Origin of the sequence: Pseudoalteromonas sp. S3776 (genome assembly GCF_005886915.1) — a bacterium.
GTDB lineage: Bacteria > Pseudomonadota > Gammaproteobacteria > Enterobacterales > Alteromonadaceae > Pseudoalteromonas.
On record NZ_PNCU01000001.1, the window covers coordinates 143561 to 164276 of the forward strand.

General features: G+C 41.2%; 19 protein-coding genes. 13 read left to right on the forward strand and 6 right to left on the reverse strand.

Going from position 1 to position 20716, the window contains the following annotated elements:
• The first annotated feature begins 193 nt into the window (after positions 1–193).
• Positions 194–1660, forward strand: coding sequence for a DNA recombination protein RmuC (locus tag CWC16_RS00625; protein WP_055013580.1), 1467 nt, complete (start codon positions 194–196; stop codon positions 1658–1660).
• A 76-nt stretch (positions 1661–1736) separates the two neighbouring features.
• On the forward strand, positions 1737–2084 hold the full coding sequence (locus CWC16_RS00630; RefSeq protein ID WP_138540074.1) for a DUF7674 family protein: 348 nt from the start codon (positions 1737–1739) through the stop codon (positions 2082–2084).
• A gap of 40 nt (positions 2085–2124) precedes the next feature.
• Here CWC16_RS00630 and CWC16_RS00635 read toward each other — a convergent pair whose 3' ends face one another.
• The gene (locus tag CWC16_RS00635; protein WP_138540075.1) at positions 2125–2529 is read right to left on the reverse strand and encodes a MerR family transcriptional regulator; all 405 of its coding nucleotides are present in this window, start codon (positions 2527–2529) and stop codon (positions 2125–2127) included.
• Positions 2530–2615: 86 nt separating this feature from the next.
• Here CWC16_RS00635 and CWC16_RS00640 point away from each other — a divergent pair, with 86 nt between their 5' ends.
• Together CWC16_RS00640 and CWC16_RS00645 are read left to right on the forward strand one after the other, a co-directional pair.
• Entirely contained in the window at positions 2616–3866 is a 1251-nt protein-coding gene (locus CWC16_RS00640; protein ID WP_138540076.1) for an NADH:flavin oxidoreductase/NADH oxidase family protein, read from the forward strand.
• A gap of 349 nt (positions 3867–4215) precedes the next feature.
• Entirely contained in the window at positions 4216–5376 is a 1161-nt protein-coding gene (locus CWC16_RS00645; protein WP_138540077.1) for an aldo/keto reductase, read from the forward strand.
• Positions 5377–5416: 40 nt separating this feature from the next.
• On the opposite strand, the gene CWC16_RS00650 is transcribed toward CWC16_RS00645, so the two are convergent.
• Both CWC16_RS00650 and CWC16_RS20045 read right to left on the reverse strand, forming a co-directional pair.
• Positions 5417–5911, reverse strand: coding sequence for an aspartate/glutamate racemase family protein (locus CWC16_RS00650; protein WP_212747435.1), 495 nt, complete (start codon positions 5909–5911; stop codon positions 5417–5419).
• Positions 5912–5923: 12 nt separating this feature from the next.
• Positions 5924–6148, reverse strand: coding sequence for an aspartate/glutamate racemase family protein (locus CWC16_RS20045; RefSeq protein ID WP_212747433.1), 225 nt, complete (start codon positions 6146–6148; stop codon positions 5924–5926).
• Positions 6149–6259: 111 nt separating this feature from the next.
• Between CWC16_RS20045 and CWC16_RS00655 the strand changes: the two genes are divergently transcribed.
• Together CWC16_RS00655 and CWC16_RS00660 are read left to right on the forward strand one after the other, a co-directional pair.
• Positions 6260–7144, forward strand: a complete 885-nt coding sequence (locus CWC16_RS00655) for a LysR substrate-binding domain-containing protein (RefSeq protein WP_138540078.1) — start codon at positions 6260–6262, stop codon at positions 7142–7144.
• Between the two features lie 205 nt (positions 7145–7349).
• A complete protein-coding gene (locus CWC16_RS00660; protein WP_138540079.1) occupies positions 7350–8357 on the forward strand; it encodes a zinc-binding alcohol dehydrogenase family protein in 1008 nt (335 codons plus the stop codon).
• Between the two features lie 9 nt (positions 8358–8366).
• On the opposite strand, the gene CWC16_RS00665 is transcribed toward CWC16_RS00660, so the two are convergent.
• From CWC16_RS00665 to CWC16_RS00675, 3 genes are all read right to left on the reverse strand, one after another.
• Positions 8367–9299, reverse strand: coding sequence for a LysR family transcriptional regulator (locus CWC16_RS00665; RefSeq protein WP_138540080.1), 933 nt, complete (start codon positions 9297–9299; stop codon positions 8367–8369).
• 1 nt (position 9300) lies between these two features.
• Positions 9301–10206, reverse strand: a complete 906-nt coding sequence (locus CWC16_RS00670) for a LysR family transcriptional regulator (protein ID WP_138540081.1) — start codon at positions 10204–10206, stop codon at positions 9301–9303.
• A 481-nt stretch (positions 10207–10687) separates the two neighbouring features.
• Positions 10688–11314 carry a DJ-1/PfpI family protein gene (locus tag CWC16_RS00675; RefSeq protein WP_138540082.1) on the reverse strand — a complete coding sequence of 209 codons (627 nt, stop codon included), beginning with the start codon at positions 11312–11314 and terminating at the stop codon, positions 10688–10690.
• 225 nt (positions 11315–11539) lie between these two features.
• Between CWC16_RS00675 and CWC16_RS00680 the strand changes: the two genes are divergently transcribed.
• The 7 genes from CWC16_RS00680 to CWC16_RS00710 all read left to right on the forward strand — a co-directional run bounded on the left by CWC16_RS00680 (position 11540) and on the right by CWC16_RS00710 (position 20684).
• Positions 11540–12217, forward strand: coding sequence for a haloacid dehalogenase type II (locus CWC16_RS00680; RefSeq protein ID WP_138540083.1), 678 nt, complete (start codon positions 11540–11542; stop codon positions 12215–12217).
• A 366-nt stretch (positions 12218–12583) separates the two neighbouring features.
• Entirely contained in the window at positions 12584–14122 is a 1539-nt protein-coding gene (locus tag CWC16_RS00685; protein ID WP_138540084.1) for a pyridoxal phosphate-dependent decarboxylase family protein, read from the forward strand.
• A complete protein-coding gene (locus CWC16_RS00690; protein ID WP_138540085.1) occupies positions 14122–15441 on the forward strand; it encodes a lysine N(6)-hydroxylase/L-ornithine N(5)-oxygenase family protein in 1320 nt (439 codons plus the stop codon). The genes CWC16_RS00685 and CWC16_RS00690 overlap by 1 nt, the downstream gene beginning before the upstream one ends.
• Positions 15438–16616, forward strand: coding sequence for an MFS transporter (locus CWC16_RS00695; RefSeq protein WP_138540086.1), 1179 nt, complete (start codon positions 15438–15440; stop codon positions 16614–16616). Before CWC16_RS00690 ends, CWC16_RS00695 begins: the two co-directional genes overlap by 4 nt.
• Before the next feature lie 25 nt (positions 16617–16641).
• Positions 16642–18990 carry a GNAT family N-acetyltransferase gene (locus CWC16_RS00700; RefSeq protein WP_138540087.1) on the forward strand — a complete coding sequence of 783 codons (2349 nt, stop codon included), beginning with the start codon at positions 16642–16644 and terminating at the stop codon, positions 18988–18990.
• Entirely contained in the window at positions 18983–19621 is a 639-nt protein-coding gene (locus tag CWC16_RS00705) for a hypothetical protein (protein ID WP_138540088.1), read from the forward strand. The genes CWC16_RS00700 and CWC16_RS00705 overlap by 8 nt, the downstream gene beginning before the upstream one ends.
• Positions 19605–20684 carry a heparan-alpha-glucosaminide N-acetyltransferase domain-containing protein gene (locus tag CWC16_RS00710; RefSeq protein WP_138540089.1) on the forward strand — a complete coding sequence of 360 codons (1080 nt, stop codon included), beginning with the start codon at positions 19605–19607 and terminating at the stop codon, positions 20682–20684. The genes CWC16_RS00705 and CWC16_RS00710 overlap by 17 nt, the downstream gene beginning before the upstream one ends.
• The last annotated feature ends 32 nt before the right edge of the window (positions 20685–20716 follow it).

Consider the following 20716-nt stretch of genomic DNA (forward strand, 5'->3'; position numbering starts at 1 on the left):
CGTCTACTATTTTGCTTGTTGATTAATTGCAGTTATCACAAGCTTCATGTTGATTTCCCGATTAGTTACTGAATTTAGTAATGAATAAGCCAGCTCCTTTTAAGCTGGTTTTTTTCTGTCTTAAATTAGCCTCTACCCCCCACAAGTTTTATTCGTTATGATGGCATGTCTCTAAATTTTATAAGTTTATTTTATGTTTACTCAGCTAATAACGCATATTGATTGGTTAAGCGCCGGTGCAGGGATTACAACTGGGCTTGTACTCTATGGCCTTGTTTCGCTACCTTCTCGGAACAAGTTAAAAAAGCAAATTAGCGAACAACAGCAGCAGCTATCGTTATTACAAAACCAGTACGACAACAAGCAGCAGCAATACACTGCTTTATTTGATGAGCATGAGCTACTTGAGCAATCACACCAAGAGCAGCGCGATGAAGCACAGCACTTTAAAACTCGCTTTAGCGAGCAAGAAAAACAAAGTATTCAATACAACCATTTCTGGCGTAAAGCCGAAGGCGAGCTAACCGCTTTGCGAGAGCAATTTAACCAACGCGATATTGAGCTTAATAATATGCGCACTACGCTTGAACAAAAGCAGCAAAACTTTACCGAGCAGCTTGCTCAAATAGAGCAAAGCAAAAGTGTGCTTAAAAAAGAGTTTGAAAACCTAGCTAATAAAATTTTAGAAGAAAAGTCGCAAAGCTTTAAAACGCTAAACCAAGAAAGCATTGAGCAACTATTAAAACCTGTTCAAGGGGAGCTAAAAGGTTTTAGAGATAAAATGGAATCGATTCACGTTGAAGATTTAAAGCAACGGGCTGCTCTTAAAACAGAACTACTGCATTTACAAGCCAAAAGCCAAGCTATTACCGAACAAGCCGATAAACTCAGTAATGCCTTACAAGGGCAAAAAAAGACCCAAGGTAATTGGGGCGAACTGATGCTCGAAAACGTACTCGACAGCGCAGGCCTGCGCGCGGGAACGGACTACAAACGCGAAGTTTCGTTTAATACCGAAGACGGCCGACTGCGCCCCGACGTAGTGGTGTATTTACCTCAGGGCCGCCACTTAGTGATTGATGCTAAAACATCGCTAAATGCTTATACCCGCTACGTTAACGCCGAAAACGAATTAGAGGCTAGCCAAGCAATTAAAGAGCATGTACATGCTGTTACAGCACGTATTAACGAGCTTGCCAGTAAGTCGTATGATCGACTCCCTGGTATAAACTCGCCTGAAGTGGTTATTATGTTTGTGCCTATAGAATCTGCATTTGTAGAGGCGCTTAAATATCAAAGCGATATTTACCAACAAGCCATCGAAAAAAATATTTTAGTTGCTACACCAACTACCCTACTTACAAGCCTTAATATTGTTAAACAGCTGTGGCGCTTTGAAGAGCAAACTAAATACTCTAAAGAGCTGGCGAATCGTGCAGAGCGCTTTTACAACAAACTCAATGGCTTTTTAACGAGTATGGAAGGTGTTGGCAAACAACTTGACCGCGCAAAAGAAAGCTACGATAAAGCCTTTTCACAACTTTACCGTGGTAAAGGTAACTTAATTAAACAAGCGTCTGAATTTAAAGAGCTAGGTGTATCGGTTCAAAAAGAGCTACCAAACGAAAGCGTAGAAAAAGCTCAATTAGAGCTGGATTAGCTCTACTTTTTATAAGCAAAAGGTTTATGGTTCTCTTTGCTTAGGTTGCAATTAATTGAGCTCTCGGTTAAAAAATATGAAAACGATTTTAAATTTGTTAGATGAAATCATTATTCAATTCCCTGAAGTTAAAGCGTTAATGAACATATATGATGAAGATGAAACCTCGTTTAAAATGGAGGCATTTTCTAAAGCCACAACGCAGGCTTTTGCTCTTGGTAATGTGGAGCAAGCCCTGTGTTATTTAAATTACGTGGCTGAAAAACTAATAAACGCTAAGGCAAAAGTAATTGAACACATAGACGTATATTACGTAGAAACATTATTTTGGGGCGCAAGCCCCCATACTATTGCGCTTGGGTGGCCCTTGGTTCCGGAAAGTTTACAAACGCTTTATATCAATTTTCATGGTAAAGCGCCGTAAAACTAACACAAGTAAAGCTCACATGTACTCGCTTACGGCTTTAATATTCCAACTCATTTAATAACTCATTGATTTTTTCATCGCCAATACACCCGCCATTAGACCAGCTTGCATCTAGTAGGGTAATTAAACTACCTATACGCTCTGATTTACGCTGTAGCTGCTTTATTAGTGCGTTGGCCTCATGTTGTTTTTGCTTGAGGCGCTCAATAATGGCGTTGTGTTCAAGCTCCTCATTAGGCTTACGCAGGGAGGGGATCTCTTCAAGCGAAAACCCTAAACTTTGTGCAAACTTAATTATTTTAAGTTGCTCGACACTATTTGCCGTGTATTGGCGATAGCCATTGCTGCTACGCACACCAGCTGGAAGCAAACCTATGCTTTCGTAATACCTTATTGTGCTGGCTGCTGTACCACTTTGTTTTGCAAGTTCACCTATTTTCATTGTTGTTTATTAGCCTAAGATGACAGTTGACCTTAAAGCTGACTTTAAGGTTATAGTGACTGTAATGTCAATTTATGGTTTACCTTATGTCTGAAAATAAACAACACCCTGTATTTACCCCTTTTACCTTACCAAGTGGTTTAACCCTTAAAAACCGAGTAGTAAAAGCCGCTATGGAAGAAAACCTCGCAGAGGCCGATTTAACACCTTCGCAAGTGCTTAAAAATCTATACAGCGAATGGGCTAAAGGTGGTTGCGGGTTAATTATTACTGGCAATGTTATGGTTGACCACCTTGCAATGACAGGACCTGGAGGCCTTGCACTTGAACAGAAAACCGATATTACAGCTTTTGCAGAACTTTCACGTCTAGCACAGCAAAATGATTGTAAAATTGTCATGCAAATAAATCACCCTGGCCGCCAAGTATTTAAAAAAATGGGCGGTAAAGCGCTTAGTGCTTCTGATATCGCGCTTAATATGGGCAAACACTCGCACTATTTTGCACAGCCAAAAGCGATGGATAAAAGCGAAATTTATGATGTTATCGCCCGATTTACTCATACGGCGCAACAAGCTGAGAAAGCTGGGTTTAATGGTGTACAAATACATGCTGCACATGGCTATTTACTAGCACAGTTTTTATCTCCACTAACTAATAAACGTAATGACGAATGGGGCGGTAGCCTTGAAAACCGTGCCCGCTTATTACTCGAAATTACCAAAAGCGTTAAAGCGCACTGTAGCGAGCGGTTTTCTGTATCAGTTAAGCTAAACTCTGCTGATTTTCAGCGCGGTGGTTTTGAGCCAAGTGACGCGCAAGCGGTTGTAGATATGCTAAGTGCACTAAAGGTTGATTTTGTAGAGCTTTCGGGCGGCAGCTACGAAGCACCTGCTATGCAAGGCCAAACAGGCGATGAGCGAACACTTGCGCGTGAGGCATACTTTTTAGAGTTTGCTAAAGCAATTAGCGAGCAGTCAAACATACCTATTATGACCACAGGTGGTATTAGCCGATTAGAGGTGGCAAATAAAGTTATTAGCTCAGGCGTTGCGCTCGTTGGTATGGCAACAGCACTGGCATTTCAGCCAAACTTAGTTAATAGTTGGCAAACACAGCTAATGCATAACCCACTTATGCCGCGAGTTACTTTTAAAGACAAAACACTCGCTGGGCTTGCCACTATGGCACTGGTAAAAAGGCAGCTTCGTCGCCTTGGCGAAGGTAAACACGTTAAGGCAAATACCTCGGCTATTTTTACTATAATAAGCGACCAAATACGTGCTGCAAAGCTTACCAAGCGCTACCGAAAACGCTTTGCTAAAGAGCTTAATTAAGCTTTTAATTTTGCTTGTTAATTTTTACCTTTTGTTTAGTTATGTATACATTGTAATAAATGTAACCACTTACATATTGTGTTTGTTGGTATTAAAAGGTGCACCAAGGTGGAAGTATGCTTTTTTATCAAGCTATTAAAGTGCACCACTTTGTACATGTTCAATTACTGTACTAATAAGCTAAACAATCATTCAGTAATGTTAAACATAATGTTTGTTCAGTGTCTGTTAATTTTTCGCATCTTATTGATAATATTGAACTTTGTTGTAGCTGCTTTTGTTGTTTTTGCTTGAAAATTATACTAGCGTATAGCGTAGATATTTAACGTTACTCAAGGAGAAAGGTTACATGGTATCTCGCAGAAGCTTTATAAAAGCAGGAGCAGCTTTAAGTTTGGGCTCTATTTTTAGTTCATCAGCATTGGCTGAGCAGCTAAAAGTAAAAATGTCTCAAGGGCAGCTTATGCCAACTAAGGGCCCAATTGATAAAAGCGCAGCCCTTCCAACTAACGATGTTACGAACGCTAAACACTATCGCCCTGAAGCTAGAATGGGGTTAGGCGGTCTAGCCGCTGGTAATGGCTTTAACACCATATCTAGCGATGCAGAAATTCTAACAATGTTAAATGCTGCGTGGGACGCAGGCATAAGACATTACGATACTTCCCCTTTTTATGGCTTAAGCTTAAGTGAAAGACGTTTTGGGGATTTATTACGCAATAAAAAACGCGAAGACTTCGTATTATCCTCAAAAGTAGGCCGCTTACTTACACCTTCCGCTGAGCCTTTAGAAAATAGCTGGCACTGGGCCGATCATTCACCGTTTCATTATAAGTATGATTATTCAGCCTCGGGCACGCGTCGTTCAATAGAAGATACTCTACAAAGAATTGGAGTGGCGTCGCTTGATATTGTTTATATTCACGATTTATCGCCTCAAAATAGTGATATGGGCGACGATTGGCTTAAATACTTTGATCAAGCAGCAAAAGGCGCAATTCCTGAGCTTACAAAAATGCGCGACGAGGGAATAATTAAAGGTTGGGGCTTTGGTGTTAATACACCACATGCCGTTTACAAAGCGCTTGATATGTCAGATCCCGATATTTGTTTATTAGCGCTGCAGTACTCTATTTTAGATCACAAAGAAGCACTTAATAAAACCTTCCCTATGCTTGATAAGCGTGGGATCTCTGCCGTTATTGGTGCGCCACTCAATGGTGGTTTTTTAACTGGGCGAAATCGCTTTAATTACTCACCTAAAATTCCTGCGCCTATGCAGCAAAAGTATAATGCAATTAGTGAAGTTGCTACTAAACATGGCATCGACATTAAAACAGCTGCGCTGCAATTTGCAGAAGCGCCATCCACTGTGGCCTCAATAGTGCCAGGTGCGCGTACTGCCGATCAAATTAATGCAAATGTTGCGTCAATGAAGGTAACCATTCCAGATGAATTTTGGAGTGAGTTAAAAGCTAAAAACCTCATCGAGCAAAATGCGCCTGTATAATTACTCACTCAGAGGTGTGCTTTTGATTAAGCACACCCTTTTAAGCTACATTCGACAATGAATGTGCTGATTTTTTATAATCTGCATACGCCCAGTTAACGCACTCTTGCGCTAAAATAGCGATGGTATCTAAGCAGGTATCTGGTGATTGATTAGCTTGTTCATCTAATACTAGCGGTATTTCGGTGCAGCCAAACAATACGCAATCTGCACCTTGGGCAAGCATTAAATCGTAAGCTTTGCTTAATAAGTTACGCCCTGTATTTAAATCCCCCGCCTTTACGGCGGTTATGCCATCCATTATGTCAGCTTGTTGTTGAGGGTTTGGTTCAACAAAATCAATCTTATGTTGCTTAAACGCATTTTGGTAAATGCCCATATTTAGAGTGGCTGTAGTAGCTAGAATACCCACCTTTTGCTTATTAGTAGCTTTAACCTTTTTAAGAACACTTTTTACAATACTAATAGTGTGTACATCGGCATTTTTAGTGAGTGCATCGTACCAATAATGCGCGGTATTACACGGAATAACAATACAACTTACACCTCAGTTTGATAGTTCTTTAAAGCCCTTTTTTAGCTCAAAAAATGGATTTTCATCTTCAATACCCATTAAAAATTTTGTTCGATCAGGAATTTGCGGGATATTCCTTATAAACATAGGTATGTGCTCTTGATCATTTTTAGCAGGTGATAACGCAATTACCTGATTCATAAATGAGGCGGTAGCCAAGGGCCCCATTCCGCCTAATACGCCAAGAGTTCTAAGCATGATTACATTCCAGTTATTGAGTTTATAGGCTTAATTTATCGTGTTTTATTTAGTTTGAATAATGCTATTATTTTACCACCCATGCACGAATTGCATAACTTAGTGGTCGCTATGAATATTGAAAGTAAATGGTTAGAAGATTTTTTAACGCTCTCGCATACAAGAAGCTTTTCGCAAGCGGCAAAGCTCAGGCATGTTACACAGCTTGCATTTAGTCGGCGTATAAAAGCCCTTGAAGATACGCTTGGCGCAGCGTTAATCGATCGAGAAAATCTGCCTATTACCCTTACCCCAAGCGGCAAAATATTTCATATAACAGCGCGTAATTTAATAAACCAAATGAATACCTCAATCAGCATGCTTGAGGAGTTATCGGTGCAGCAAAATTATTCTGTAAAGGTTGCGGCTGCCCATTCTTTAGCGAGTTTTTTAACCTTAAAACTCGCTAATTTTCAAACGCAAGATGAGCGAGATATAGTACTCAACCTTGAGGCAATAGACGTAGATAAAGCCACTGAAGCATTAGAGCAAGGTGAATGCGACTTACTTATCGCCTTTGATAACGAACGCCTTAAACTGCCGCCATTTAGTCATCAAAAAATAGGGAATGCTAAGTTATTACCTGTTAGCGCTTGTGACGAGCAGGGCAAAGCCCTGTATAACCTAGAAAGCGCTGCGTCTATACCGCATTTAGCCTACAGCCTCGACTCCTACATGGGCCGGCAATTAGAGCCAATTATATCGGGTGCTAAGCTAAAAAAAGTGTTTGTTTCATCCATGACGGAGCTATTAAAAATACACGCTGTTGCGGGTAATGGTATTGCTTGGCTGCCCGACTACGTTATATCTAATGAACTTAAAAATAATACACTCGTAGTTGTAGGGAGTGAGCACCACTGCGTGCCTATAACTTACTGCGCGTATAGGTATCATGCGGCTTTGCACCCCGGTGGCGAAAGTGTGTGGAATAAATTAACCGAGCTTAATATAACTTAACTGTAAACCCCCGTTACAGTTAAATAGGCGTTATTAATTTAACGCGCTCAAAGCAATATGAATCTGTATTTTACTTATTTTCCTATTTAATTATGGAGTTTTATTTCCATAATAATTGGGCGTTTTGTCTCTTTTTTAATAGCGTTGGTAAAGCCAAAATAGCGTCATCAACACAGAGTATTAACTAGCTAACGAGGCAACTCCCATGAAAGCAATTGGATATCAAAAAAGTTTACCTATCGAAAACGAACTATCACTACAAGACATTGAACTTGAAACGCCAACAGCACACGGCCACGATATTTTAGTTGAAGTTAAAGCGGTATCGGTTAATCCGGTTGATTTTAAAATTCGCCAAGCAATGCCAGCAGCAAATAGCGAATATAAAGTAATTGGTTGGGATGCAACTGGGATTGTTAAATCGGTTGGCGAAAACGTTTCGTTATTTAAGCCAGGCGACAAAGTATGGTACGCGGGCGACATAACGCGCTCAGGCAGTAACGCGCAATTTCAATTAGTTGACGAGCGTATTGCTGGCCATATGCCAAGTTCGCTTTCGTATGGCGAAGCCGCTGCATTACCGCTTACCAGCATTACTGCGTGGGAATTATTGTTTGACCGTTTAAACGTATCTAAAAACGATGATTCTAAAAGCATTTTAGTTATTGGAGCCGCCGGTGGTGTGGGTTCAATTATGGTGCAGCTGTTAAAGCAGCGCACTAAATTAAATATTATTGCCAGCGCCTCTCGCCCCGAAACAATATCGTGGTTAGAAGATTTAGGTGCCGATACTATTGTTAATCACCGCAATCCATTAAGTGAAGAATTTGCAGCTAAAAACTTAAGCGAAGTAGATTACGTAGTAAGCTTAAACAATACAGAGCAACACTTACTTGAAATTGAAAAAGTAGTGAAGCCACAAGGTCAATTTGCACTTATTGATGACCCTGAAACACTTAATATTGTGCCATTTAAAAATAAAAGTGTGTCGGTACATTGGGAGCTTATGTTTACTCGCTCGTTATTTAAAACCGACGATATGCAAGAGCAACACATTATTTTAAATAACGTAGCCACTATGATTGACCAAGGGCAAATTAAAACCACTGTAGGTGAGCACTTAGGTAAAATTAACGCAGCCAATTTACGTAAAGCGCATCAGCACCTTGAATCGCAAACCGCTAAAGGTAAAGTGGTGTTAGAAAGCTTTTAAGGCCTTTAGCTAATAAAGCTGTTTGTAATTAGGAATATGATTAACCCAAAATGCTGGGCTGCCAATATACCCTTGTACCGTTTTTATAAATTCACTTACCAGTGGCGTTTGCTTACGGTGCGGGTAAAGCGCATAAATACCAGTGCCCGATGCGCTAAGCTTATAATTGGTTAAAAGTGGCACTAACCCCATTTCGTCTATGGGTTTTTCTAGGTTAAATAAATCAAGCATCACATACCCTAAGCCCGCTTTAGTGGCATCAAGCATGGTGCGTACGTCACTTACTTTATAATTGCCCTTCATTTTGTGGGTTTTGAATTCATCACCATGAGGTTGGGTGCTTAATAGGCTTACATCGCCATTGCCGTAAACTATTGCAGGTAAAGCTAAAAGCTCCTCAGGTGTATTTGGCATACCATGGCGCGCTATAAAATCGTGCGAGGCAACCAAGGCAAAATGCATATCAGATATTTTTTTTGCCATTAGGTTTGAGTCGTCAAGTTTGCCAATTCTAAACGCTAAATCGTAATGGTCGCTAATAATATCGTTGCGCTTATCATCAAGCATCAGGGTAATTTTTACCTCTGGGTACTTTTGCATAAATATATTAATAACAGGCTGAATATATTGCTGCCCAAAAAACATGCCCGAGGTTATGCGTAAAATGCCTTTAGGTTTGGCTTGGTAGGAGTCGGCAATATTGTGAATATCACTAAGGGTATCTATAAGAATGTGCGCTTGTTGGAGTATTTCATCCCCTGCCGAGGTAAGCGAAAACGAGCGCGTAGACCGGTTAAGTAATTGCACACCTAAGCTACTTTCAAGCTTTTTAATTTGTTTAGAAAGTGACGAATTATCCATATCGTTTAACGCGGCAGCCTTAGCAAATGAGCCTTGTTGCACTACATCTACAAATAACGCTAATTGATTGGTGATCGACATGTCATTCTCCTAAATCCCAATAAGGCACATCGCCATAATAGTCACTAGTAAAGTCAACAAATGCGCGCACTTTACTAGGCAAAAACTGCCTGTTTGCGTACACCATATAAAGCCCCATAGGCTCAGGCTCAAACTTTTGTAAAATACGCACAACTTTACCCTGCGCGAGTGCCTCACCAGCTATAAAGGTAGGTTGAATAGCAATGCCGCCGCCTGCAATGGCTGTATTTAGTATTAAATCGCCATTGTTGGCCACTAAGTTACTTTCAAGTTTAAACTCGCTTTTAAGTTCATTAACCCCTGTAAGCCTTTTAGCAGGCTCTGCGTTGGCGTAGCGTAAATAATTATGTTGTTGAAGTTCTTGCAATGTAGTGGGTGTACCGTGCTGCTTTAAATATGCAGGCGATGCAAAGACCGCTAAGCGAATAGGGGCTATTTTTTTAGCAATAAGGGATGAGTTTTTTAACACCCCAATACGCAGCGCTATATCAATACCTTGTTCAACAATATCTATAAATTGGTCAGTGAGTTTTAAATCTAATTTTAAATTTGGATACTGCTTTTGAAACTCAACCAGCAGAGGTGCTAAATGCTTAACCCCAAACGACATAGGCGCACTAATACTCAGCACACCCGATACGTTTTCGCTTAAGTTATTAAGCGAATTTTCCATGTCGTCTATATCGCCAAGTACTTGTAGGCAGCGAGTAAAATAGTGATCCCCCGCTTCTGTGGTGCTTACTTTTCGTGTGGTGCGGTGCAATAAACGGGTAGACAGCCCCTCTTCCAGTGCTGATACATATTTACTCACCAATTGCGGCGATATATCGAGTTTATCGGCGGCTTTAGAAAATGAACCCTCTTGCACTACACTCACAAAAGTTTTCATGGTGGTTAGCTTGTCCATAATTAACAATACTTTGTTTGTAATTCATAAATAAATAGCACATTTATCACCAAATTAAAAAGTAATAAAACGGCTATATCAAAATAGACTAATGCATGATTCAGCCGCTTTCTTTGTTTCACTTGGCTCGCCAATGATGGCAATTAAACAATCGCTACCTCTGATTTTTTAACATCGCTTGGGCAGACGCTTTTAGCGCAAGACATTGCTGAACTGTAAGATTATTAACCCAAGCACCCCACGAGTTATTTAGCCACCCTACTTTTATTTACCGCAATGGGCGCGTGCGGCATACTGGTTTAAAAGGTTTTTAGTGATACCTAAATGGATATTTTAGCGCTCGATGCGTATAAGTTTTATTAATTTTAAGCAGTACAGTGCAAGCACCTAGTCGTTTATTTAACCAAAGTGTAATGGGGGTTTACAAAGCGCATGTTGGGTTAAGAGCAGCAAAGGCCAATATAAATTTATAAAATGGGCTTTAACGCAGCTTTTTAATGTAATTAGATGTGGCATTATTTTTATGCGCTTCACCATAAATAGTGGGCGACGGGTAGTACTCTGCGTCTAACTGTATATTTGAGGCTACATCATCACCATAATAATCAGCAATAAAAGCGAGACACATATCCATACCCGCCGAAACGCCAGCTGATGACCAAATATTACCATCTTTAACAAATCGCTCTTCAACAACAGTTACCGTGTTATCTTTTTTAAGGTGCTCTAAAAAAGCCCAGTGGGTGGTTGCTCTTTTGTGCTTAAATAGCCCTGCTTTTTGCATTAAATACATACCAGTGCAAATAGATAAAATACTGTGGCAGTTTTCAGCTGTTTTTTTAAGATAATTAATAACATCGGTGTCTTCCATTGCTATACGCGCACCACTGCCGCCGGGTACAATTAATACATCAGGCTGTAATGAGTCAGTAAAGTGATAATCGGCATTAAAACGCAACCCGTGCTCACCGGAGGGAGTCATAGAGTTTAGTGATATTAACTTGGGTTTGTCACATAGCCCCTTTTCTGCCAGCAAGCCTATTAGTTCCCAAGAGCCAACTAAATCCAGTTCTTCAACTTTGTCATAAATTAAAAAATATATTTTCATACTATGTTCCTTAGTCCTTTAATTTTTATAGCTTTTAAATAATTTGCACAATAGGGCTTTCACATAATTGTGCAAGCCTTTTTTATTTTAAGCTGTAGAGAGCCACAATTTTATTCGTTATTACATTATTGCTTAGGTAAACTACATTAATTTGAGCAAGTGTTCAAAGTAAGTTAAGCTCAGAGCGACTAACCTACAAGTAACTTAAACTTATTGGGAGCAAATATGGCAACCACACTTGCATTTGACGTATACGGCACGCTTATAAATACTCACGGCGTATTGTCATTACTTGAAGATATGATTGGCGATGACGCGCAAAACTTTTCAAATACATGGCGCGAAAAACAATTAGAGTATTCGTTTAGGCGTGGGTTAATGCAAAACTATATACCGTTTTCGTTATGTACCAAACATGCCCTCGATTACGCGTGTTTGGCGCACAAAACGCAGCTGAGTGACGATCAAAAACAGCAGTTGCTCGAGCAGTATAAAATTTTACCGGCCTTTGACGATGTTAAAAAAGGGCTTGAACAACTTAAAGCGCAAAATTACCGATTGTTTGCATTTTCTAATGGCGCTGCTGATGCGGTTAATAAATTGCTCGAAACCGCAGGTATTAGTGAGCTTTTTGAAGGTGTAGTAAGTGCCGACGATATGAAAACATTTAAGCCAAATCCAGGTGTTTACAGCCATTTTTTACGCGAGACCAATTCAACGGGCGCAAACACGTGGCTTATTTCGAGTAACCCGTTTGATATTACCGGCGCTATTTCACATGGTATGCGCGGAGCATGGATAAAACGCTCTGAAGATTCTATTTTTGATCCGTGGGAAATTCAGCCAACCACCGTAGCCACCGATCTAGTGGATTTAAAAAATAAGCTTGAAGATATCAATTAAGCTGCATTTTTACTTTTATATCCCTCTTTAGCACTTAAGGTTTAACCGAGTTGTAAAGGGGGTTTACTTCTTATAGTGGTACTGCCCCCTTATAATACGTCCGCTTTTAGCTACCCCCCCATTTCTCAACTCTTATATTTCAACTATCGAACTATTTTACAAACTGTCATTATTTAGCACACATTTTGGCACCCTCTCATAGCTCATTTTATATACTTTGTTAGTTTTTAAAGTAATTTCTTATAACTAATCAGTCACTCCTAATTGCGAAAATAAACCGATATCTAACCCTTAATTATTATTGTAAATGCAAATTGTTACTATTAAGATCCTCAACCCCAATACAAGTACAACCAAGGAGCGAATATGTCACAATTACAATCGGCGCAGCTCAGCCCTGTCGAAAATAAAGCAATATTTGAGCAAAACGGGTTACCTCCTCAATTTAATCTCGAACAATTTATTAACTACCAAATAGCGTCGTTGCAGGGGCTTTCGGCTGTACAACAAGCTATGGCTAAAGCGCAAAAGCCGTTTTCTGGCGTGTCGGTTAATACGCTTGCCGCCACTGTAAATGATGTAGATTTAGCTAAACCTCTCGCTGATTTCCCGGCGGTATTAAACGAGCTTAAAAGTGTGTATTTAGATCACGCTGTGTATTTTCATCATCCGCGTTATATGGCGCATTTAAATTGCCCCGTTACGTACCCTGCAGTTGTAGCAGAGCACATCATTGGCGCAATCAATACCTCGGTAGACACCTGGGATCAAAGCGCTGGCGCGACCCTTATTGAACAAAAATTAATTGATTGGAGCTGTGAAAAAGCAAAGCTGCCAAGCACTGCCGATGGCGTTTTTACCAGTGGTGGTACGCAATCGAACTTAATGGCCATGTTAGTTGCACGCGAAGTAGCTGTGAGTCGTTATGCACCAAATCATGAAGTAAAACTACAAGGTTTGCCTGATGTCGCCTCGCGTTTTCGTATTTACTGCTCAGAGGTAGCGCATTTTAGTATTCAAAAGGCTGCGGCGTTATTGGGCTTAGGTTATAACGCGGTAGTACCTGTGGCCACAAACAATAAAATGCAAATGGATATGGACGCGCTTAACCACGCAATTGCCGATTCTAAAGCTAAGGGCGATTTACCTATTGCCGTAGTTGTTACCGCCGGTACCACCGATTTTGGCTCAATTGACCCAATTAAAGACATAGCAAAGCTTGCCAAAAAAGAGCAGCTTTGGTGTCATGTTGATGGAGCATACGGCGGCGGATTACTAGTAAGCGAGCACCATCGCAGTGCTTTAAACGGCATAGAACAAGTAGATTCAATTACCATTGATTACCATAAATCGTTTATGCAACCGGTTAGCTGTAGTGCGTTTTTATTAAGTGACAAACGCCACTTTAGCCATATTACCCTTTACGCCGACTACCTAAACCCATTAGCTGAGGCCGGCAATGGCACGCCAAATTTAGTTGATAAAAGCTTACAAACCACACGCCGTTTTGATGCCCTAAAGCTTTGGTTAACACTGCGCACCATGGGCGAGGCGCCACTTGGGCGAGCGTTTGATAAAGTAATTGGGCTTGCTCGTCAAACCCACATTGTGCTTAACGACCACCCTGATTTTGAAGTTATAAACTACCCAGAGCTTAGCGCACTGGTATTTCGCTTTGCGCCAGAGGCGCTAAAACATAACCCCGATTTACTCGACTCCCTAAACCTGCACGTGCGCCAAACTTTTTTAAACACCGGCGACGCAATGATTGCGCGCACCAAAATTAACGGCCGACACTACCTTAAATTTACGTTACTTAATGCCCAGTGCCAATTGAGCGATGTGCGCGCTGTGCTTGAGCAAATTAGCACTATTGCGTGGCAAACGTATAAGGAGCAAAAATAATGAGCAACCAACCTTATGATTTTATAGCCATTGGTCTTGGCCCGTTCAATTTATCGTTAGCGTGTTTAAGTGAGCCACTAGAGGGCGTTAAAAGCTTATTTTTAGAGCAGCGTAGCCAATTTGATTGGCACCCCGGCATGATGCTAGAAGGTGTTACTTTGCAAACGCCGTTTATGTCTGACTTGGTGACTCTTGCAGACCCTACCAGCAAGTACAGCTTTTTAAATTATGCCAAGCTTAATAACCGCTTATACCCATTTTATATTCGCGAGAGCTTTTTTTTACTGCGTAAAGAATACAATCTCTATTGCCAGTGGGTGTGCTCGCAGCTTAGCAACGTAAGCTTTGAGCAAAGTGTAACTCAGGTTGAATTTTGCCCGCAAAGTGAGTGCTATACCGTTACCTGTAACACCCCAAATGGGGAGCAACACTATGTTACGCGCCACTTAGTGCTTGGCACTGGCCCTGCCCCATACGTTCCTGATTGCGCAGTGCAAAGTAATTCTAATAACGTAATGCACAGTAGCGATTTTTGCCATCGCCTTGATGAGCTAAAAGCAGCCAAACGCGTTACGGTTGTAGGTGCTGGGCAAAGTGCTGCCGAAATTTATCACACCCTATTACAACAAGCTGTGCCACAAGGTTTGCAACTAGATTGGATTGCGCGATCGCCGCGTTATTTCCCGCTGGAATACACTAAACTTACGCTAGAGATGACCTCACCTGAGTATGTAGATTACTTTTATAATTTAAAAACCGAGCAACGAGATTGGCTTAATCAAAATCAAAAAAACTTATTTAAAGGCATTAATGGCGATTTAATTAATGACATTTTTGACACCCTTTACGCGCAAAGCTTAGATGGGCCAATTTCTACCACATTTAAAACTAACAGCAAGCTTACTAATACACGTAAAAGTACTGGGCGCTTAGTGACTGAGTTTTACCATCAAGAACTAAATGAAGCCTTTGAAATAAAAACCGATTATTTAATTTGTGCCACGGGCTTTAAATACAAGCGCCCTGCTTTTTTAAACCCTATTGCGCAGCAGCTCCCAGAAGATGAACAAGGCCGTTATATAGTTAGCCGCGAGTATGCGGTAGACACCGACCAAAAACGTATATTTGTACAAAATGCAGAGCAGCATACCCATGGTTTTGTAACCCCCGATTTAGGCATGGCGTGTTATCGCAACAGTATAATTTTGCGCGAAATACTCGGTTATGCGCCGTATCAGGTTGAGCAAAAAATTGCTTTTCAGTGTTTTGATTTAAGCGATGTAGAAACCCATTCACAGCAAAAGAGTAACGCCGCATGAGTTTACGTATAGCACTTATTTTGCTTACGGTTATTTCGGTGGTGTGCGATACCTTATTACTGCCGTTTTATCCGCAGTTTTTTGCCAGCGAATTTTCTGTAAGTAACCCCACGCTTATTGGTGTGTTTGTAGCTAACTGTTGTATTACGGTTATGTTGGCATTACCGTTGTGGGCAAAGGTTGCCAAAAAATACCATGAGCTGGCTCTTTGGCTTGTAACGCAAGTGATTGCCGCATGCTTTGGTTTGCTTTGTTACTTTGCAACTAATGTGTGGGAATTTTGGTTTTATTACCAGTTTATGTTGGTGCTTAAAGCCAGTTATCTGCTTATTTACCCGTTTGCACTGCGTTTAGAGCAGCAAAGTAAGCACCTTTCTATTATTGGCTTGTTTTCGGTGCTTATGCACTTTGGCGCCATTGGTGGCGCGTTAGTGGGCGGGTATTTTTTTAGTTTAAACGAACCGCGTTATGCATTGTTATTAAGTGCTGCGGGCGATGTAATACAAGTGCTGCTGTGCGCCTATTTAATGCTGAGCTTAAAGCTAGGTATTTATCAGCAAGCGATTGAAAGCGAAAAACCGCGCACTCGCACCCCCTATTTTATATGGCAATTTTGTTTTATAAGCGTGGTTGTTTACTTTAGCGCGTTCTTAATTAGGCCGTTTTTTACGACCCATTGGCAAGGAATGAGCGCGCAAAGCAGTGCGTTTCAAAGTGCGCTTGTGTACGCCATTCCTGCTTTTTCAGCCCTACTAATGCTGTTGTTTAACCACTTTAGGCAGCGCTTACCGGTACCTACGCTTAGCCGCACCAGTACATTTTCGTGCGCGCTTATTTTTGGCGCTATTGGGCTTTATTTACAGGCGCAAGAGTCGGTGTGGTTAGTTGTCAGCTCGCGCATTCTTTACGGTATTGCGCTGTTTCAAGTCATGGTTTTATTAGAGGTTATGTTATTTGCCAAAAGTGAGCCTGCTCACTACGGCAATGATTTTGCCAAAGTGCATGTTGCGCAAAATATTGGCGTTATTTTAGCGTCGTTATTGGTGGGAATGAGTGTGGAATATTTTAATACCAACGTGCCTTTTTACTTTGCTGCCATTGGCTTTGCAAGCCTTGGCGCTATTTTGCTCTGGCGCGTTAAATTTGTTAGCCAAGCCGCACACACAGCCACTTAATAATTAAAAAGATTTAGGAGTTTTTATGTATTTTTCATCTTTTGTAACCACGTTACAACACACAGGTAATGTGACTATGCGGTTACTAAAGCAAAGCGACATGCCTATTATTTGTCAGTGGCTTACCCTGCCTTATGCGCATTTTTGGGGTATGAGTAAACACACACCCGAGCAAATGTGCAGCGCCTACCAAGATATAATAAACAACCCGCATCATCATGCGTATGTTATTGAGCAAAATAATGAGCTACTTGCCCTTGTTGAGCTTTACAGCCCAAAGCACGAAAAGCTACTCGCAGCTGCCTATGAGGTAATGCCAAACGATACGGGCATGCATATTTTACTTGCCCCAAATACACAGCCAAAACGCCATTTTAGTTTTGAAATAATGCAGTGCGTATTGCACAGTATTTTTACCCATAACGATAATGCGCGCGTAGTGGTAGAGCCCGATATTGCCAATAGTAAAATTCATACCTTAAATAAGCGTTTAGGCTTTGTGCATACTAAGCAAATAACCCTTGGTGAGAAAAACGCATACCTTGGGTTTTGTAATAAAGCCGCGTTTGAAACGCATGTTGATTTACATTACAAATCGCAAACGCCAATAAACACCGACTATGTAAAGTTTGATCATTGGCAGTGGGCTAACAGGCACTTACAAAGTAAAGCCATTAGCGAACTTGTACACGAGCGCTTATTGGTTGCAGAGCAAACCCTGCACGGTTTTAAAGTAAATATTGAAGGGGGTTACTTTTTATTTAACGGCCGCGCGATGGCGCTTAACCACATAGATATAGACGAGCCAAGCTTATGCTTTTATAACCTTAACAATGAGCAAGTAGCGCTTGATGTGCTGCACTTTTTTAGTGTGCAAGGCCCTGCGCTGGGTTTAACCGGCGAGCGTTTAGCCACCTACCTTGAAGAGCTTAATGCCACACTTGCCAGTGCCTGTTATAAACGCGAAAACAACACACTTAGCGCAGCCGAACTTGCGAAATTAGGGCTGCAACAAATAGAGGCGGCAATGAGCGAAGGCCACCCTGCGTTTGTGGCTAATAATGGCCGAATTGGCTTTAGCAAAAGCGACTTTTTACGCTATGCGCCAGAAGTAGGCAAACCGTTTAAAGTACTTTGGTTAGCGGCGCACAAAACAGTATGTGATTTTGCTTATAGTGAATATTTTAGTGACTACCCAAGCCATATTAGTGGCGAGCTTGATTTAACGACCCGTGATGCGTTTAACAAAGCGCTAAAAGCGCAAAACCTAAACCCAGACGACTACCTATTTATGCCTGCCCATCCGTGGCAGTACCAACATAAATTAAGTGTGGTATTTGCCAACGAGTTTGCCAATAAGCGCTTAGTGTATTTAGGAGAAGGCGACGATTTATATCAAGCGCAGCAATCTATTCGTACGTTATATAACTGCTCACACCCACATAAACCGTATTTAAAAGTGGCGTTGTCTATTTTAAATATGGGCTTTATGCGCGGGCTTTCGCGCGCTTATATGGCGGTAACCCCGGCCATAAATGATTGGGTGTTTAATAAAGTAAACCACGACCCAACACTGAGCGCGTGTAACTTTACAGCGCTTAGAGAGTACGCCACGTTAGGGTATGCGCATCACACCTTTGAGCAAAGCGCATTGGGCGATACGCCGTACCGTAAAATGTTTGCGTGTTTATGGCGCGAAAACCCAAACCATAATTTACAAAATAATGAGCAGCTCACCACCATGGCCGCATTGCTGCACCTAGATAACCACGGTAAAAGTATGGCAGGTGCATTAATAGATCAAAGCGGCTTAACTGCAAACGCTTGGCTACAAAGCTATTTTAACGCCTATCTTATTCCGTTAGTGCATTGTTTTTATGCTCATAAACTGGTGTTTATGCCCCACGGCGAAAACCTCATTTTAAAGCTTAAAAATTCAGTGCCTGTGGGTGCTTACATGAAAGACATAGGCGAAGAAGTGGCGCTACTTAATAGCACTGAGTCTTTACCTGAAGAAGTGTCGCGTATTCATATTGCTATGCCTAAAGAGCTTGAATTACTGAGTATATTTACCGATGTATTTGACTGCTTTTTCAGATACCTAGTGGCTATTTTAGTAAGAGAAAAACGCATAACCGAGCACGATTTTTGGAACGGCGTTGCGCAAAGTGTAAACGCGTATCAACAAGCCAACCCGGCCTTAAATGCGCGCTTTAAAGAGTATGTCTTTTTTAGTGATGAATTTGCACACTCTTGCTTAAACCGCTTACAGCTTGACAATAATAAGCAAATGGTTGATTTAACCGACCCAGCAGGCAGCTTACAGTTTGCCGGAAGTTTAGATAACCCGGTATCGGCAAAGCTGTATGGCTAAGCCCATAACCCTTGCGCACTTTTTGTTTTGCCCAAATGAGCCGGTTGCTGCGGCTCATCCAAGCTTAAATTTAGTGTATGTATTGGCTTCACATTGCAAGGCGCATTACCCCCATGCGCCTACGCAATTTATTAGCCGGCATTTATATTTGCAGCTTTGTTGGCAAGCTATTTATGCCTATTGTTATTGGCATACGTGCAAACACAACGCGCATAACCCAATGCAGTTACAGTTAAAAATGAGCGGCGCGTATAGCCGAGGGTTTACCCTTATAGGCGCGCCTTTATTAAGCAAAACTAAGCAAAATAATGTTCTTATTGAGTTTATTAACTGTGTAGGTAAGTGGATAAATACCGATTATGCGCTGAGTAATAAAGAGCAAGGGCGCTTATTACTCGACACCCTAAACAGTGCATTTGCGCGCGCTCATAGCTTAAATTTAGCCAATGCTGAGCACATTACCCATAGCCATCAACAGCTACATAACTTAATTAGTAATCACTTTAATTTAAACACCCCATGTAAATTAACGCCTAAGCGCTTAACGTGCTGTCGTTATTATTTAGCAGGTTACAAAAAATGCCAAACCTGCCCAAAAAAGGATATTAAAACCAATGAACACACGTCTTAAAACGATTGACCTTGCCCGAGGTGCGAGCGTTTTTATTATGATTTTAGTCCACACGTTATGGATGTACTCAAGCACGGAGCTTCAAAGTGAAAGCCTATTTGGCGCTGTTATTCATATACTTGGCAAAGGTACCGCCTCGTTTTTAGTGGCAATGGGGCTGTCTATGGCGCTTTCGCGTAGGCAAACACCCCTGCTGTTAATTAAGCGCGGCGTACAACTTTTACTACTTGCCTATTTAATGAATGCAGCAAAGTTTTGGCTACCCATTGAGGTATTTAACACCATGCCAGAGGCGTTTATAAATGCGTATAGCTGGCAAAGCCCATTGAGTGCTGGGCAGTTACAATTTATGGTGTTAACGGGGGATATTTTACAACTTGCCGGGGTTAGCTTATTGCTGTTTGGTGCGCTTAATATTGCCCGCTGGAAAACCCCATGGATTGCTTTTTTGGCCGTTGCTATTGCACTTGTAAGCCAGTTTGTAAGGGGGCTGCAGTTTGCGCTTTCGCCGTATATTAGCGATTTGTTTTTTGCTAATAACTACCAAGTTTATTTTCCGGTGTTTCCGTGGATAAGCGCTATATTAACCGGGTATGTGCTTGGGCGTTTATACATAAATAGCCAGCATAATGCAGCGTACTTATTTAGCGTGTGCGCAAAGTTAGGGGCTGCGTTACTAGTTATTGGTTCAGCATGGTTATTTATTGATTTTAATGGTCAGTTTGGTAACTTTTTTCACCTAAATGGCGGCGGTATTATTTATTTAATCGGTTTAAATTTATGTGCTTTAGCTTTTATAGAGTATGTATTTGCTAATAAATTTAATGGCCCTATCATCCGCGCTCTTTTATATGCGAGCAAACATGTTACCGCTTTGTATGTTATTCAGTGGGTGCTTATTTGCTGGTTTATGGGCGTGTTTGGTTATCATACACAGTCGCTTGTGCCAACGTTGTGCCTAATGGCGCTTATGAGTTTACTCACTTTTGCAGTACACAAAATGTATTTGCAAACTAAGTTAACCCTACTTGGTTTTAAGCAAAAAGCTAAACGTGCAGCATAAACTGTAAAGGGGCTTTACGGGCGCAGTTACAC

Excerpts from the sequence above, each read along its gene's own strand:
- CWC16_RS00625 (WP_055013580.1), top strand. The coding sequence starts at position 194 with ATGTTTACTCAGCTAATAACGCATATTGATTGGTTAAGCGCCGGTGCA.
- CWC16_RS00630 (WP_138540074.1), top strand. The coding sequence starts at position 1,737 with ATGAAAACGATTTTAAATTTGTTAGATGAAATCATTATTCAATTCCCT.
- CWC16_RS00635 (WP_138540075.1), bottom strand. The coding sequence starts at position 2,529 with ATGAAAATAGGTGAACTTGCAAAACAAAGTGGTACAGCAGCCAGCACA.
- CWC16_RS00640 (WP_138540076.1), top strand. The coding sequence starts at position 2,616 with ATGTCTGAAAATAAACAACACCCTGTATTTACCCCTTTTACCTTACCA.
- CWC16_RS00645 (WP_138540077.1), top strand. The coding sequence starts at position 4,216 with ATGGTATCTCGCAGAAGCTTTATAAAAGCAGGAGCAGCTTTAAGTTTG.
- CWC16_RS20045 (WP_212747433.1), bottom strand. The coding sequence starts at position 6,148 with ATGCTTAGAACTCTTGGCGTATTAGGCGGAATGGGGCCCTTGGCTACC.
- CWC16_RS00655 (WP_138540078.1), top strand. The coding sequence starts at position 6,260 with ATGAATATTGAAAGTAAATGGTTAGAAGATTTTTTAACGCTCTCGCAT.
- CWC16_RS00660 (WP_138540079.1), top strand. The coding sequence starts at position 7,350 with ATGAAAGCAATTGGATATCAAAAAAGTTTACCTATCGAAAACGAACTA.
- CWC16_RS00665 (WP_138540080.1), bottom strand. The coding sequence starts at position 9,299 with ATGTCGATCACCAATCAATTAGCGTTATTTGTAGATGTAGTGCAACAA.
- CWC16_RS00670 (WP_138540081.1), bottom strand. The coding sequence starts at position 10,206 with ATGGACAAGCTAACCACCATGAAAACTTTTGTGAGTGTAGTGCAAGAG.
- CWC16_RS00675 (WP_138540082.1), bottom strand. The coding sequence starts at position 11,314 with ATGAAAATATATTTTTTAATTTATGACAAAGTTGAAGAACTGGATTTA.
- CWC16_RS00680 (WP_138540083.1), top strand. The coding sequence starts at position 11,540 with ATGGCAACCACACTTGCATTTGACGTATACGGCACGCTTATAAATACT.
- CWC16_RS00685 (WP_138540084.1), top strand. The coding sequence starts at position 12,584 with ATGTCACAATTACAATCGGCGCAGCTCAGCCCTGTCGAAAATAAAGCA.
- CWC16_RS00690 (WP_138540085.1), top strand. The coding sequence starts at position 14,122 with ATGAGCAACCAACCTTATGATTTTATAGCCATTGGTCTTGGCCCGTTC.
- CWC16_RS00695 (WP_138540086.1), top strand. The coding sequence starts at position 15,438 with ATGAGTTTACGTATAGCACTTATTTTGCTTACGGTTATTTCGGTGGTG.
- CWC16_RS00700 (WP_138540087.1), top strand. The coding sequence starts at position 16,642 with ATGTATTTTTCATCTTTTGTAACCACGTTACAACACACAGGTAATGTG.
- CWC16_RS00705 (WP_138540088.1), top strand. The coding sequence starts at position 18,983 with ATGGCTAAGCCCATAACCCTTGCGCACTTTTTGTTTTGCCCAAATGAG.
- CWC16_RS00710 (WP_138540089.1), top strand. The coding sequence starts at position 19,605 with ATGAACACACGTCTTAAAACGATTGACCTTGCCCGAGGTGCGAGCGTT.